The sequence below is a fragment of the Syntrophales bacterium genome, from assembly GCA_030655775.1.
GTDB lineage: Bacteria > Desulfobacterota > Syntrophia > Syntrophales > JADFWA01 > JAUSPI01.
Map to the genome: position 1 here is coordinate 1 of JAUSPI010000108.1, position 14,833 is coordinate 14,833.

Sequence of the window (14,833 nt, forward strand, 5' to 3'; positions counted from 1 at the left end):
ATATAACGAGAGTTTTGCAAAACTGCAATTCTGGTCATTGCGAGGAGCTTTAGCGACGCGGCAATCTTATGAATTGTCAATATGTTGCGAGATTGCTTCGCTTTGCTCGCAATGACAATATTGGTATTATGCAAAGCTCTCATAACCGGATGGACATCTGGCGGAAATAGTAGAAATCAAAGAAACTCCGCAGTTTTTTTGTTGCCAGTTTCACCCGGAAGCCAAATCAAGACCAATGAAGCCGCATCCACTTTTAAGTAAGTTTATCAGGGAATCACTTGAAAATAAGGACTAATTTTAAATTTTATTCCTTATTTATTACCTTTTTCAGCTTTCCCGAACACTTGAAAGTGACAACTGTTCTGGCATCCAGCATAATGGTCTCACCTGTCTGAGGATTTCTCCCCCTCCTAGAGTTTTTCTCCCTGACAGACCACTTTCCAAAGCCCGAGATACGAACGTCATTTCCTTTTTTCAGCTCGTCTTTAATCAACTCGAATACGCTTTCAACAAGCTCCGTACACTTTCCTTTCGGAAGGTCAGTTGCAGAGTAAAGGTCCTCCACGATACTAGCTTTTGTAAGTGTCATCTTCCTCTCCTTTTTGGTTCAATTACTATAAATATAATATATGATGTAATAGTTAAATGATTATATAGACAAAATTATTATAAAATTCAACCGTAATCTCATATAAAATGCAAAATAAATAATTTCCCTCCCTGATAGATGGCAAAGGCCATAATCCAGGCAAGGGAAAAATTAAATACGACACTGAATGATGCCCATTTCCAGGAGTTTGTCTCCCTTCTTATGGCTGCTACCGTGGCCAGACACGGAATATACAGCAAAACAAACACCATCATGGCGTAGGCGGACAGGGATGTCATTCCTGACACTTTCAGGGTTTCTTTAAGGGTCGCGTTCTCCTCTTTGCCACCCGCTGCATAGAGGACTCCCATAGTGCTCAGAACAATCTCCTTGGCAACGAATCCCGTTAAGAGGGCGACGCTACCCCGCCAATCAATACCTATGGGAGCAAAAATAGGTGCTATAGCTTTTCCAATACGGCCCATATACGATTTTTCCACCTTTTCAGCAGATCGAGCACTTTCAAGTTCTGCAATTGCTTTATTCGTGACCCTCTCCAATTCTTCTCGCTCCTGTCCGGTAACACTCAACTCTTTTGCCTGGTACGAGTTCTTAATGCTAAGGATCCGGGCATCGTAATCACTGGAAAACTGAAAATTCTGAGGAAAGGCAGAAAGAGCCCACACAACAACTGAACCGATCAGTATGATTCCGCCCATCTTTTTGATAAATATCACGCTTCTATCCCACATATGAATCACCAGGCTGTTGAACATCGGCATCCTGTATGGAGGAAGTTCCATCACAAATGGAGCTGTATCCCCCCTGAGGAGGGTGGATCGAATGAGCCGACCTACAAGTATGGCAATCACAATACCAATCAGGTAGATTGAAAACACAACATTTCCCGCTCTCTCCGCAAAAAAAGTGCCTGCTAACAGGATATAAATGGGGAGACGGGCAGAACATGACATAAACGGGTTAATCAAAACAGTGAGAATGCGGTCTTTTTCGCTTTCCAGCGTGCGAGTGGCCATAATCGCGGGCACATTACAGCCAAAACCCATTAGCATGGGAATAAAGGACTTCCCATGTAACCCCACAAGATGCATGATCTTATCCATAAGGAACGCTGCCCGCGCCATGTAACCCGTATCTTCAAAAATGGCAATACACAAAAAAAGTATCAAGATGTTAGGAAGGAATATGGCCACACTCCCCACGCCGGCAATGATGCCATTTATAATAAGATCACTGAATAAGCCATCAGGAAGGAGGCTTCTCATAACACTGGAAATCGATTCAATCCCGCTTCCTATCAGCTCCATCGGATAGGCGCCGACGGTAAAGGTCAGCTGAAACATTGCCCAAATGAAAAATATGAAGATGGGAAATCCCAGAAATCTGTTTGTAAGGACGAGATCAATATTTCGCGACACATCAACACGTCTCTTCCTGGGAATTCTAAGTATCTCCTTGATAATTCCTGCAATAAAACCGTACCTCTCCTCAGTCATCACAATGCCGGGCTCATCATTGTACAGTCTGGTAAGCCGCTCTCGCTGCTGTTTAGCCTCTTCAAGAATGATTTGTCCCTGGTTGTTTACGCTCTCAAGGACGCGCTTTTTGACAATTTCATCATCTTCAAGAAGTTTTATTGTAATCCACCTGACATCGTAGGAAAAGTTATCTTGGACCCTGTCTTCAATAAAATCAGATAGTTGACTGATGGCTTTTTCAATATCCTTGCTATACTTGACCCGACGTTCCATTGGAGGCTTCTGGGAAGATTCGGCCACTTCAATCGCCTTTTTTAAAAGATCATCGGTACCCTCACCTTTATTGCCTACTGTATATACTACCGGTACATCAAGGAGCTCGGAGAGCTTTACGCTGTCAATCTGGATATCGCGCGAGAGTGCCATGTCGGACATGTTCAGTGCAAAAATGACCTTGGTATCAAGCTCACGGAGCTGGGTGGCCAGATAAAGGCTCCGTTCCAGGTTCGTGGCATCAATAATATCAACTACCACATCGGGATTTTCATCAAGGATAAAGTTGCGGGCTATGACCTCTTCAATTGAAAAGGCTGTAAGACTATAAGTGCCGGGAAGATCGATGATCTTCAAGTCGCGTCCGTACCTGTGGAGGATCCCTTCTTTCTTTTCCACGGTAACTCCGGGCCAATTCCCCACTTTTTGACGTGTCCCTGTAAGATTATTGAAGATCGTTGTCTTTCCCGAATTGGGATTTCCTGTTAAAGCTATGGTCAATGCCTTGGGAGATGTCATATTTGTCCGTTTCTTACGTCCTCAACTGTTATCTGCGAAGCCTCTTCTACACAAAGCGATACATGATACCCTTTAATGACCAGTTCGATAGGATCTTTCAAAGGGGCATATTTTTCCATATAAACCTCTGAACCCTTTACAAAACCCATCTCAAGGAGTCTTCGCCGAATAGAAGCATCACCACCAACATGGACAATTACACCAACCTGCCCCTCTTTCATTTCGCTAAGATACATTTTTCATTCTTTCATCCGCCGTCCGGTTCAGGACATACACAAATATTTTTCCTGCAAATAGTGTCGATCGGTAAAAATCTTACCGTGATTGCAGTAAGATAATAAGTCTGGAACCCCCAAATGTCAAGGCTTTTGGATTTGCCGGGAAATAAATTTACTGTTTTATCTGTTCGTACTTTCTGATATCATTACCATGAAGAGAGGATACCAAGTGATTCAATCCCTGTATAGATGTCTGATCTTTATGATTAACGGGGGTTTCTGATTTAGCATTGATGCATTAAACTTGAAAAGAGGAGCATAAGTTGTGGCAAGGACAACCTTTAGCAGTAAGGGCGGACGTGTTAAGTCAACAGTTGTCATAGACAGGAAAAAGAGTTCAAGGCCGGTTGAAGACGTTGTCAGAGAAATAAAAAAAGGGATGCAAAAACCACATGGTGAAGATTACAGAGAACAATCGCTGGCTATTCACGGCTTGATATGTGCGTGGTGCGGCAGGGAGTTTGACAATTCCAACCGACACCTTCTTACTGTACACCACAAGGATGGCAATCATCATTATAATCCGTCTGATGGTAAAAATTGGGAAAATCTCTGCATTTACTGTCATGAAAACATCCACAGCAGGGAACTGCTTGGAGATTACTTTGATGGAACTCACAGCAAAAAAGAAAGCAGCGTAGTGTATGAATATGGGAATGATCAAGATGTAACAGCTTCCGGTATGGGGATTCTTGGTGAAAAACTGCAGAAGGCGATGAAGAAAAAAGCAAAAAAATGACAGAAAGAATATGAAAAAAGATTGAAAAAAATTGTTAGTATGAAGGGTTCACCACCACAGATTTGAAAATTTCTTACAAATTAAGGAAAAGGTACTAATGAAAATTCAAGAAATAGAATTTAAGGGTTTGGATGCTAAAACGTTTATTGAACAAAAAGTTAAAGAAATTTCTTCCGTTGTGGGAGAAGGTTTAGCCATAAACGCATTGTCCGGTGGTGTCGATTCCTCGGTCGTTACGATGCTGGCTTACAAAGCGCTTGGAAACCGGCTCAAATCGTATTTTATAGATACCGGCCTTATGAGGCAGGATGAACCTCAGCAGATTGTTTCATGGTTTAAAGATTTGGGAATCCCCGTAGAATTAATCGATGCTCAAAGTCAGTTCTTTCATGCACTTAAGAACCTGACAGATCCGGAAGAGAAGAGAGAAGCAATTACTCAGACATTTTACAAAGACGTTTTTGGTAAGCTTGCCGGAGAGAGTGGTGCAAAATGTCTTTTTCAGGGAACGAACTACACAGATGTAGAAGAAACCGTTGCGGGAATAAAAAGACAGCACAATGTCCTGGAACAGCTTGGAATCGATCCTGAAGCAATGTATGGCTATAAGGTGATAGAACCTTTAATTCAGCTGAGAAAACCGGCAATAAGAGAAGTCGGAAAAGTGTCCGGCCTGCCGGAAGAAATATACAAAAGGCCTCCGTTTCCGGGACCTGCCCTGGCTGCCAGGGTAATCGGAGAAGTTACACCGGAAAGAGTAGAAATTGTAAGAAAAGCAACGAAAATTGTTGAAGAGGAATTATCTGATACCGAAGCATTCCAATATCTTGCAGTTCTCCACGAAGACAGGGTAACGGGAATAAGAGACGGGGAAAGAGATTATGGTTTCCAGATAGAGGTGAGATGCTGGGACAGTGAAGATGCGGTAACTGGGTCACCGACTCGACTCCCTTATGAAACTCTGGAGAAACTGGCTGAAAGAATAACTACGGAAGTCGAGGGAATTGTAAGCGTTACTTACAATATAGCGAGAAAACCACCATCAACCATAGAGGCTGTTTAACCCAGTTTTATTGTAAAAAGTCGGATTCGGTGAGTCTGTCATTTCATGACAGACTCTATTTGCTTATGTCGTCTATCTCAATTCCCCTGTCGGTTATATCGTTTACATTTTCCAGAACATGTTCGGCAGCCGCTTTATCGATGACGTAAATCATTTCCCCCTCGTTCTTTGCAAATATCTGCCCATACGATATGGGAATCAAAGGATTGGGGTCATTCAAAAGGGATGCAGCGACCGACTCTGACTTGCGACTTCCATTGGCTAGAAGGACAACGGTTTTCGCCTGATAGACAAGCGCAGCCCCCATAGAAATAGCATACCATGGGCTTTCTTCCTTGCTTGCAAAATGGCCATCCTCAACAGAGTTCTCTACGGTATTGTCATCAAGTTTCACAAGAAGCATTTCATTGTTTTCAAAGGGTATCCCCGACTCATGAAAAGCAACATGGCCCTTTCCGCCAACACCCACGATATGCAGGTCGATACCACCTTTTTGCCTGATCTTTGCACCATAAGCATTCAGTATTTCGCTTCGAATCCAGCGGAGATATTCAGACCGGGCATCTTTATTGATAACGATTGCCTTTCCTTTATCAACGCCCTGTTCCTGCCAGTCACCGGGATGAGCCTTCAGCTCTGCTTCGAGTTTTTCCTGGTCAATCAACGTGCCCCAGGGAACATTTGTTTCCTTAAATTTTTTCTGAATTAATCCAAAGAGTTCCTGAACCATGAAAAAGCTGTAGCTTTCCGGGTGAAGAGCTCTTTGCTGAGCGTTTTCACCGGGCAGACCAACGTATTCGTCGAGATTGAAACTTTCTATCTTCGAAGAATCAAATTCACCCCCATTGGCGGCCCTGGCTAAATGTTTGTAAAGACCGGTCGGTGAGTTACCGGTTGCCAAGCCAAGGACGAATTTGTCCTTCATGTCCAGGGTTTTTTTAATGTTGTCGATAACAATTTGAGCGGCAACTTCACTCATGTGATCAAAATCGCTGGTTATGATGACTTTAAAAGGCATTAATTGACTCCTCCTTTATCTCTGTTTCACGTTTCGTTTGAAGTATCATCTCAAAGTCTTAAACCAAAAACTTTAAACCTTAAACTCGATGAACTCGTAAAAAGGTAAAAGTCGAGTCACTCCCGCGGAAGCGGGAGCCCATAAGTACTTGAAAGAACTGGATTCCCACTTCCGCGGGAATGACAAAAAGGGTAGAAATTCGACTTTTTGCGAGTCTGTCAAACTTTAAACCCAAAACTCGAAACTCTAAACCTTTGCCGTTACCCCAGTTTTTCTTTAACAATATCGGCAATTTGCTTACAGTACTTTTCCGTTTTTTCGTCGGTCGGCCCTTCTACCATGACTCGGCACATGTTCTGGGTTCCCGAGTATCGAATGAGAACCCTCCCCTTGTCACCCAGTTCTTGTTCCACGGCCTCAACGGCCTTGCCAATTTCCGGTACCGTCGATATGTCCGGTTTTGATTTCACATCAATATTAATCAGTTTTTGAGGAAATACCGTCATGATCTTGGCCAGTTCAGACAGTGGCCTCTGTTCCTTCATCATTGCTGCCATTACCTGGAGTGCGGTAATAATGCCATCCCCTGTGGTGTGGTGCTGCAGATAGATTACATGCCCCGAATCTTCGCCACCGATGGCGGCCCCTCTGGCCCGCATTTCTTCGAGGACGTATCGGTCTCCGACCTTGGTGGCCACCTGATCGATTCCGAGCTCTTTCAGGGCTACACTGAAACCAATATTACTCATGACGGTGCAGACGACCAGATTATTGGTGAGCGTACCTTCCTCCTTCATAACCTTGGCACAGATGGCCATAATTTGATCTCCCGTCAGCACTCCTCCTTTTTCGTCAACGGCGATGAGACGATCGCCATCACCGTCAAAGGCAAAACCAACGGCGGCCTTTTGTTTTACAACCTCTTCGGCAAGCGTTTCCGGATGTTGGGATCCGCACTTATCATTGATGTTATGCCCATTTGGTTCGGCAAAGATTGAAGTAACATCAGCTCCTAATTCGGAAAATGTTTCGGGTGCCACTCGATAGGTCGCTCCATTTGAGCAATCCAGCACGACTTTTGTTCCTTCCAGCGTATACTCCTTGGGAAAAGAATTTTTCAAAAAGACAATATATCGTCCTCTGGCATCATCGATACGAGATGCTTTGCCCAGTTCATCGGGTGAGGGATGAAGTTTATGCATGTTGTTTGAAAAGATCAATTTTTCAATCTCAAGTTCTTTTTCATCGGGTAATTTGTAGCCGTCATTCGAGAATATCTTGATGCCGTTATCCTGAAAGGGATTGTGAGAGGCAGATATGACAATACCTGCATCAGCCCTCATGCTTGAAGTCAAAAAGGCAATTCCCGGCGTCGGCATGGGACCTACCAGTATTGCATTAACTCCCATGGAACAGATACCTGACACGAGGGCGTTTTCAATCATATAGCCGGAAATTCGTGTATCTTTTCCAATGATAATTTTGGGAGCATGTCCCTCTCTTTTAAAGATATGAGCCGTGGCCCTTCCTATATTTAATGCCATTTCCGATGTCATCGGATATTCATTTGCGACACCCCTTACTCCATCGGTGCCGAATAATTCTCCCATTTTATCTCTCCTTTTTGGTTTGGTGTACTACGATATTAATGTCCTCTTGTTTTCGGGTAAGATGCAAATTTTTTATATAAAAGTGCAATGTTTATATCATTCCAATAGAATTTTCAATAAAAAATTTTTTGCTATATTATCAAAAACTATAGATTTTTCAATAACGGTCTCCCGTTAAGGATAGAAAACTCATATTTTATTGCCCTACATCCTGCACGGTTGTCTATCACATAAATGCCCAACGTAATACCCAAAAATAGGCAAAAGCAGAGAGAATAAAACAGAGGCTCGGCAACCATAGATGTTTATATACCGGTGTGAGAGTGGTACCGAAATACTGATTCGACAGGAGTAAACAGATATGAAGCGGAGACAGCAAAACTCCGATAAAACCGCTCCCGATTGCGAGCATGATATATGCCATGGTGAACTGTGCTTCACCGAAAGAGTAAATCAACGGAATAAGTATGGGAAACGTCGTTCCAACAAAGGCGACGGTAATCCCGACAACGCCACCCACAAGAAACGGCAAAGCCATGGTAATGAGAACAAGCGGAACATGGAGCATTCTGAATTCGTTGCTTATTGCTTCAACCGCACGGCTGCCCTCCATCATTCCTTTGAAAATAAAAATAGCTATCACCATGTATATCATGCTGCGGATATGAGGATCAGCAAGAAGGTTTCGTATCTGGGTTTTACTGAAACCATTTTTACGCCAGATCCAGCCTATCGCTATGCATAGAGCAATGACAAGCCCTGCCTCTTTCGATACCGTAAAATCTGGTAATAGAAAAGACAAGATAATTCCGATGCCCAGTCCCATGAATATCACAATGAGAATCGGCGTAAGTTCCGTCACAAAGGGTTTTACCGAAGGGCGCCCCTTGAAATCTTTGAGTTTATTCGATTTATTAAGTCCCTTTATCGGAAGGTAACCGAAAGAGATGGACACTATGGTCAATGGAGACATAACCGTAACAAATGTCCAGAGGTTAATATCGGCAAGAGTTATCGCAAGGAGCACACCCGGATATAGCGGCCACCAGTACTCCCAGATGTGCCGGAACCAATAGTTTACGAAACTCAACATATCGGGTGCGAGAGACGTGTCTTTACCCAGTTCTTTAACCATGGGAGCGGAAAAAATGGCACCTCCCGGCATGGGCAAGAGCCCTATCAAGGCGGGGAATACGACAAGCTTTATCCGGGGATTTGAAACAAGCCCTTGAAAGTTTACAAGAAGTCGCCTCATTTGACCGGCCATTTCCATGCTACTGCTTAGAACAAGAATAAGCGAAACAATTATAGCAAGAAATACTGTCTTCGGATATATGATGGATTCTAATGCAGTCTGCACCATGGCCTTCGGGCCTAATCCGAACAGGATCCCCAGGAGTAATGCCCCTATAAGAAAAGCATTTCCCAGGGAGAGTTTCTTTCTTATACAGATGAGAACGAAGACAAAGACCAGAGAGATTCTGATGATGGCTGAAATATGTAAAATAAACTCCATAGATTATGAATGTCCTTTATGGAAATGCCGGGCGCCTTACTGTTTTTCATATGTCATCCAGTCTACGGAGTCAAGCAATCAAAAAGGATATCCTTTGAGGTATCCTCTGATTGGAGGAAATGGCTCTCCCCGCCGCAAGCGGCGGGGCATTGAAAAATCATAATAAAAATCCCTCAGTAAACAATTGTAACACCTGGCTCAATATGCTATTGATATACCTTCAAATATCAAGGCACTTCGGAAAAAGGAAAGTGAGATGGCTAAAACAATTACCCAGAAAATTATTGACGAGCATCTTGTTTCCGGCAGCTTTATGCCCGGCACAGAGATAGCAATAAAGATAGACCAGACATTGACGCAGGATGCTACTGGAACGATGGTCTATCTACAGTTTGAGTCCATGAAAGTACCCGGTATAAAAACCGAACTCTCGGTAAGTTATATAGATCACAATACCATGCAGGTCGGATCGGAAAATGCGGATGATCACAGATACCTTCACGACATCGCAAGGAAATACGGCATCTACCTGTCACGGGCGGGAAACGGTATCTGTCACCAGGTCCACATTGAAAGATTTGGAAACCCGGGAAAAACACTGCTCGGTTCCGACAGCCACACGCCGACATGCGGGGGGCTCGGTATGATTGCCATAGGTGCGGGCGGTCTCGATGTAGCCCTTGCGATAGCGGGTGAACCTTTTACTCTTATTTGTCCGAGGGTGATAAAGATCAACCTCACAGGAAAGCTCTCGCCATGGGTCTCTGCCAAGGATGTTGTCCTTAAAGTACTTGAAATATTTACCACAAATGGAAACGTCGACTGCGTATTCGAATACGGCGGAGAGGGCATAACGACACTCTCCGTGCCGGAAAGGGCAACAATTACGAATATGGGGGCGGAATGTGGTGTTACTACCTCTGTCTTCCCAAGTGATGAAATAACAAGGCTTTTTTTGAAGGCACAGCATAGAGAAAGGGAATGGATACAGATCAAAGCGGACCCGGATGCAGAATACGACAAGATAATTGATATTGACCTATCCGAAATAGTCCCGCTCACTGCAAAACCTCACAGCCCGGATAATATAAGTACCATCAGAGATGCTGGTGAAATTGATGTCGACCAGGTTTGTATCGGAAGTTGCACCAACTCCTCTTACGAAGACCTTGCAACAGTTGCCAGGATACTTAAGGATAAGACTGCCCACCACGGGGTAAGCTTCGTCATAGCGCCAGGTTCAAAACAGGTAGTTGAAAATCTTGCAAAAGACGGATATCTTGTGGATCTTCTAAAATCAGGTGCAAGACTGGCAGAATGTGCATGCGGATTTTGCATCGGCAACAGCCATAGCCCCCGGACAAAATCCGTCTCCCTGAGAACATCCAACAGAAATTTCCTGGGAAGATCGGGAACAGAGGATGCACAGGTCTATCTTGTCAGTCCTGAGGCGGCTGCAGCCGCGGTTATAACAGGAAAACTTACAGATCCACGTGATCTCGGTATGAAATACCCGGAAGTGAGTATGCCTGAAGAATTCCATGTTGATGACGGGATGATTGTTAAGCCTGAAGATACACAAGATCTGTCACCCGTTGAGATATACAGGGGACCGAATATCGGAGACCCTCCAACAAACGATCCTCTTCCGGAGGATATATCAGGGGAGGTGACTATCAAGGTTGGGGACAAGATAACGACAGACCACATCATTCCGGCTGGTAACAGGATGAAATACCGCTCTAATATACCAAAATATTCTCAATTCGTCTTCGAGGTACTGGATAATAAATTCCATGAGCGTGCAAAGAAGATAAAGGACGGCGGAAGACACAATATCATCGTGGCGGGACTGTCATACGGCCAGGGATCATCACGAGAACATGCGGCACTATGTCCAATGTTTCTCGGGGTAAAGGCTGTAATCGCAAAATCGTTTGAAAGGATTCATACGGCGAATCTGATAAACTTTGGTATAATTCCTCTTACATTTAAAGACGGCAAGACTTACGATTCGGTAGATCAGGGAGACAGTCTGGAGATACCGTTTGTCAGAAAGGTGTTAGAATCGAACGGTTCAATGACTGTGAAAAACTCAACAAAAGAAAGGTCATTCGAAGTAATCTACAACCTTTCGGAAAAGCAGAAAAAAATCCTCCTTGCAGGTGGCGCCCTCAATTATATAATATCACCTGGATGACCCTCTGGTGTGCCAGCGTGCCTCCAAGGGTGTATGAGCTTTTTCTCGTGGCACAAACATTTTTATTTCAGGAGTAATCAAAATGAAAAAAGTCGTAAATCCCAGGGAAGTTATCAATTCATCCATCATAACCCCCGGAACAAGGATCTACTGTTCCGGCAATGCGGCAACTCCCCAGTTTCTATTGAAATATATGTGGGAAGATACGTCCATCAAAGATGTTGAAATGTTGAGCGTTCTTCTTCTTGGAGAAATCGATGAGTTGTTCAGTGAAGAGACCTGTTCGAGAATTACCCACAGGGTTATCTTCAACGGTCCCTACTCAAGGCGCGCCGTAAACAACGGATGGGCAAAGTACCAGTTGCTCCACCTGTCCGACATACCCAGGCAGTTAAGAGGACACCTCAAACCTGATATGGTTTTCGTGTCCGTCAGCGGCCCTGACAACGGGGGAAATTTCAGCCTGGGAACATCGGTCGAGGGCGTACTCGCTGCGGTTCAAATCGCAAAGGAAAACAACGGGATAGTAATTGCGGAAAGAAATGCGAGGATGCCTTTTGTGCTGGGCACGACAATTCATGAGGAGTCTATCGATTATCTTGTCGATTGTGATTACGACCTTCCCATAAGCCCGGTAAAAAAACCGGACGATCGGTCAAAAAAGATTGCTGATCTGATCGCGCAATTGTACATCGAAGATGGGAGCACATTACAGTATGGAATCGGGGAGGTACCGGAGGCGGTTACGGATTCGATCATTGAAAAGGGCGTTAAGGATCTGGGGATCCGGACGGAGCTGTTTGCAGATGCCATGATAAAACTCGTTGAAAAGGGAATTGTAACGAACAGGTACATGAATAACAGTTTTTCAATTGCCACACTCTTTTTATCCGGAACCCAGGGTGGATATAACTGGTTCAACTATAACAGTTCTGTGCAAAGCAGACCTTCGGACCGAACAAACAGCATCCTGCATATTGCCAGTGAGCCGAAAATGGTGGCTATAAACAGCGCCATCGGCGTTGACCTGCATGGTAATATATGGGCCGACTCACTGTATGCCAGGCAAATCTACAGCGGCGTCGGTGGACAATCCGATTTCTTGAGGGGGGCCTACCTGTCCGAGGGAGGCATTCCGATAATTGCTATGAAATCAACAACACAAAAAGGCGTGTCCAAGATTATAGATCAGAGTCCTGAAGGGATCACGACCACCGCTATTGCCGCTGACCCCGTCATTATTGTTACAGAATACGGCGCTTTTGACCCGAGAGGGCTGAGCATTACCGAGCATGCTGTTGGGATTGCCCACCTGGCGGAACCTGAGACCAGAGAGAAACTGCTGAAACATATTTTTGACAGTGGTGTTTTTCATAAACCGCTACAAAGGTTTCAAAAAGACATGCCTAAGGGGTTTTTCCCCTACGAAAGGCTTTAGGGGGGCATATAAAGATTTTTCATTGAGGCATTGTCAGGATAGCATCTCCCTCCCCAATTATTTCAGGATCCTGGGGGCGGCCAAGTGACTTGCGTGATACGGCGTTAACCTCCGAATCAGTCCAGGTAAAGGCTTCTCTCAGACTGATAAGCCCGTCCCCGTCAGCATCGACCCCTTCTTCACCGTTCAGGGCCCTTGTGAAATAATATGTGAACAGACCGAGGTTTTTCTTCTGGAAACTGTTGGCATAATTGTCACCGCTGGTCGCCGTTACCCACCACGTTTTTTTCGGCGACTTTGAAACAACGTTGAAATCCCTGGGAACGACGGCAAGTGCTTTTACGTCTTTAGGCATAAGACTGCGGCCTGGTTTGCCGCTGAAACAGGAGTCAAGGACTACAATCCAGTTACCGCTCACATTTGAGAGGACTTCCCGAAGTGTTGATATTTTTATGCCAGTGTGCTCCATACTGCTTTCCTTTGCATCATAGGGAACAATGACAGAGTCAACGATTTTTCCGTTTTTCATAATCGGTGCCCCGTGTCCGGAGAAGTATAAAATGGCTGTTTCCGTTTCCTCTGTCGTGGCCATTTTGAGTTTCGCCAAATTATCCATTATTTCACTACGTGTCGCCTTTTCGTTAGTAAGGAGGGTTATGTTCTCTTCCGGGATACCGGAAGCTCTTGCGAAAGAGGCAAGATGTTTCGCATCGGAGGTGGCATTGCTTACTTGTTGGATAGAGGCGTCCTTAAAATTACCAACTGCCACAGACAGTATCCTCGTATTTTTGGGTGCTCGCCACGAGGAGGAAACTTTTACTTTAGGATACGAAGATTCATCAACTTTTTTCTCGGCGCGCCTCTGTTCAGGTTTCTTTTCCTTAAGCTCCCGCTGTTCTTCTTCTCTCCGCCATTTTTCTTCTTCCAGACGGTTTTGTCGCTCCATCTCCTTCTGCCATTTTTCTTCTTCCATCTTTAATCTTGCTGCTTCCAGACGTTTTTCACGCTCTTCTTCTCTCCGCCATTTTTCTTCCTCCAGGCGGTCTTGACGCTCCATCTCCTTCTGCCATTTTTCTTCTTCCAGACGCCTCTGGCGCTCTTCTTCCCTCTGCAGCCTCTCCTCTTCCAAGCGCCTTTCAGGCTCTCCCGCTAATCGCCATCTTTCTGCTTCCAGATGTCGTTGGCGCTCTATTGCCCTCTGGGCAATCCCGGCTTCTATTTGTCGCTGACGTTCTATTGCCCAGCGCCTTCTTTCAGCTTGCAGGCGTCTCTGCTGTTCTAACTGTCTTTGTTTTCTCTGCGCTTCGAGCCGCCTTTGTTGTTCTAACTGTATTCGTTTTCTCTGCGGTTCAAGCCGTCGCTGCTGCTCTAACTGCTTTTGTTTTCTTTGCGCTTCGAACCGTCTTTGCTGTTCTATCTGCTTTTGTTTTCTCTGCGCTTCAAGCCGCCTTTGCTGCTCTAACTGTCTTTGTTTTCTCTGCGGTTCAAGCCGTCTTTGCTGTTCTAACTGCCTTTGTTTTCTCTCGGCCTGAATCCGGCGCTGCTGCTCTATCTGCTGTCTGCGCCTTCTCTCGGCCTGGATCCGGCGCTGCTGCTCTATCTGTTGTCTCCTGCGCCAGTCATCTCGCCTTTGTGCTAATATTATTTCTCCGGATGGTTCTCTATCAGATGCATAGCTTTGATCATTCTCAACCTGACGAAAAGCCGCACTTATATTTGGAGGGAAAATAAGGGCTAAAGATATGAATAACAGCCAAAAGTGAAAGTAACGACGCGGCATGAAGCTACTCCTTTTTTGGTAGGGTAACAAAAGTATAAGATGAAATATTCTTGCCTGTCAAGAGAAAGTAACTACAAGATGTTGCAGAAGTTTTTGAAGCTGCCGGAGAAAAACGCTCATTGCTCACCAGGCCATCGAGGCAGGAGCCATTCTTTTGCACAGGGACTTACCCCAAATTCATGAAGACAAAAATATTCTTATGCAATAACAGTAAGTTAAAGACGGCCAGCCTCGTTTTCTGGCACTACATGTTTGAGTGGTCATAGAATCTTTTTCACCATCCGTCCAGGCACAGAAGCAATGTTCAAGGC

The 14,833-nt window shown here is 44.7% G+C and carries 12 protein-coding genes; 5 read left to right on the forward strand and 7 right to left on the reverse strand.

Annotation, left to right across the window (positions count from 1 at the left end; translation table 11 throughout):
- Window positions 1-157: 157 nt before the first annotated feature.
- Window positions 158-295, forward strand: coding sequence for a hypothetical protein (locus tag Q7J27_05645; protein MDO9528625.1), 138 nt, complete (start codon window positions 158-160; stop codon window positions 293-295).
- A 9-nt stretch (window positions 296-304) separates the two neighbouring features.
- Here Q7J27_05645 and Q7J27_05650 read toward each other — a convergent pair whose 3' ends face one another.
- From Q7J27_05650 to Q7J27_05660, 3 genes are all read right to left on the reverse strand, one after another.
- A complete protein-coding gene (locus Q7J27_05650) occupies window positions 305-589 on the reverse strand; it encodes an integration host factor subunit alpha (protein MDO9528626.1) in 285 nt (94 codons plus the stop codon).
- A gap of 98 nt (window positions 590-687) precedes the next feature.
- Window positions 688-2,880, reverse strand: coding sequence for a ferrous iron transport protein B (feoB, locus tag Q7J27_05655; protein ID MDO9528627.1), 2,193 nt, complete (start codon window positions 2,878-2,880; stop codon window positions 688-690).
- Window positions 2,877-3,116, reverse strand: a complete 240-nt coding sequence (locus Q7J27_05660) for a FeoA family protein (protein MDO9528628.1) — start codon at window positions 3,114-3,116, stop codon at window positions 2,877-2,879. The genes feoB and Q7J27_05660 overlap by 4 nt, the downstream gene beginning before the upstream one ends.
- 307 nt (window positions 3,117-3,423) lie before the next feature.
- Here Q7J27_05660 and Q7J27_05665 point away from each other — a divergent pair, with 307 nt between their 5' ends.
- Both Q7J27_05665 and Q7J27_05670 read left to right on the forward strand, forming a co-directional pair.
- On the forward strand, window positions 3,424-3,897 hold the full coding sequence (locus tag Q7J27_05665) for a YajD family HNH nuclease (protein MDO9528629.1): 474 nt from the start codon (window positions 3,424-3,426) through the stop codon (window positions 3,895-3,897).
- A 97-nt stretch (window positions 3,898-3,994) separates the two neighbouring features.
- The gene (locus Q7J27_05670; GenBank protein MDO9528630.1) at window positions 3,995-4,960 is read left to right on the forward strand and encodes an asparagine synthase-related protein; all 966 of its coding nucleotides are present in this window, start codon (window positions 3,995-3,997) and stop codon (window positions 4,958-4,960) included.
- Between the two features lie 55 nt (window positions 4,961-5,015).
- On the opposite strand, the gene Q7J27_05675 is transcribed toward Q7J27_05670, so the two are convergent.
- From Q7J27_05675 to Q7J27_05685, 3 genes are all read right to left on the reverse strand, one after another.
- Window positions 5,016-5,978 carry a 6-phosphogluconolactonase gene (locus Q7J27_05675; GenBank protein ID MDO9528631.1) on the reverse strand — a complete coding sequence of 321 codons (963 nt, stop codon included), beginning with the start codon at window positions 5,976-5,978 and terminating at the stop codon, window positions 5,016-5,018.
- Window positions 5,979-6,238: 260 nt separating this feature from the next.
- Entirely contained in the window at window positions 6,239-7,588 is a 1,350-nt protein-coding gene (gene glmM / locus Q7J27_05680; GenBank protein MDO9528632.1) for a phosphoglucosamine mutase, read from the reverse strand.
- A 226-nt stretch (window positions 7,589-7,814) separates the two neighbouring features.
- Window positions 7,815-9,104, reverse strand: coding sequence for a DUF401 family protein (locus Q7J27_05685; protein MDO9528633.1), 1,290 nt, complete (start codon window positions 9,102-9,104; stop codon window positions 7,815-7,817).
- A 256-nt stretch (window positions 9,105-9,360) separates the two neighbouring features.
- Here Q7J27_05685 and Q7J27_05690 point away from each other — a divergent pair, with 256 nt between their 5' ends.
- Both Q7J27_05690 and Q7J27_05695 read left to right on the forward strand, forming a co-directional pair.
- Window positions 9,361-11,304 carry an aconitate hydratase gene (locus Q7J27_05690; protein MDO9528634.1) on the forward strand — a complete coding sequence of 648 codons (1,944 nt, stop codon included), beginning with the start codon at window positions 9,361-9,363 and terminating at the stop codon, window positions 11,302-11,304.
- Between the two features lie 82 nt (window positions 11,305-11,386).
- Complete coding sequence (locus Q7J27_05695; protein ID MDO9528635.1) at window positions 11,387-12,742, forward strand: acetyl-CoA hydrolase/transferase C-terminal domain-containing protein; 1,356 nt, start codon at window positions 11,387-11,389, stop codon at window positions 12,740-12,742.
- 19 nt (window positions 12,743-12,761) lie between these two features.
- Here Q7J27_05695 and Q7J27_05700 read toward each other — a convergent pair whose 3' ends face one another.
- Window positions 12,762-14,522, reverse strand: a complete 1,761-nt coding sequence (locus tag Q7J27_05700) for a caspase family protein (GenBank protein MDO9528636.1) — start codon at window positions 14,520-14,522, stop codon at window positions 12,762-12,764.
- Window positions 14,523-14,833 lie beyond the last annotated feature (311 nt).

Excerpts from the sequence above, each read along its gene's own strand:
- Q7J27_05650 (MDO9528626.1), bottom strand. The coding sequence starts at position 589 with ATGACACTTACAAAAGCTAGTATCGTGGAGGACCTTTACTCTGCAACT.
- feoB (MDO9528627.1), bottom strand. The coding sequence starts at position 2,880 with ATGACATCTCCCAAGGCATTGACCATAGCTTTAACAGGAAATCCCAAT.
- Q7J27_05660 (MDO9528628.1), bottom strand. The coding sequence starts at position 3,116 with ATGTATCTTAGCGAAATGAAAGAGGGGCAGGTTGGTGTAATTGTCCAT.
- Q7J27_05670 (MDO9528630.1), top strand. The coding sequence starts at position 3,995 with ATGAAAATTCAAGAAATAGAATTTAAGGGTTTGGATGCTAAAACGTTT.
- Q7J27_05675 (MDO9528631.1), bottom strand. The coding sequence starts at position 5,978 with ATGCCTTTTAAAGTCATCATAACCAGCGATTTTGATCACATGAGTGAA.
- glmM (MDO9528632.1), bottom strand. The coding sequence starts at position 7,588 with ATGGGAGAATTATTCGGCACCGATGGAGTAAGGGGTGTCGCAAATGAA.
- Q7J27_05685 (MDO9528633.1), bottom strand. The coding sequence starts at position 9,104 with ATGGAGTTTATTTTACATATTTCAGCCATCATCAGAATCTCTCTGGTC.
- Q7J27_05690 (MDO9528634.1), top strand. The coding sequence starts at position 9,361 with ATGGCTAAAACAATTACCCAGAAAATTATTGACGAGCATCTTGTTTCC.
- Q7J27_05695 (MDO9528635.1), top strand. The coding sequence starts at position 11,387 with ATGAAAAAAGTCGTAAATCCCAGGGAAGTTATCAATTCATCCATCATA.
- Q7J27_05700 (MDO9528636.1), bottom strand. The coding sequence starts at position 14,522 with ATGCCGCGTCGTTACTTTCACTTTTGGCTGTTATTCATATCTTTAGCC.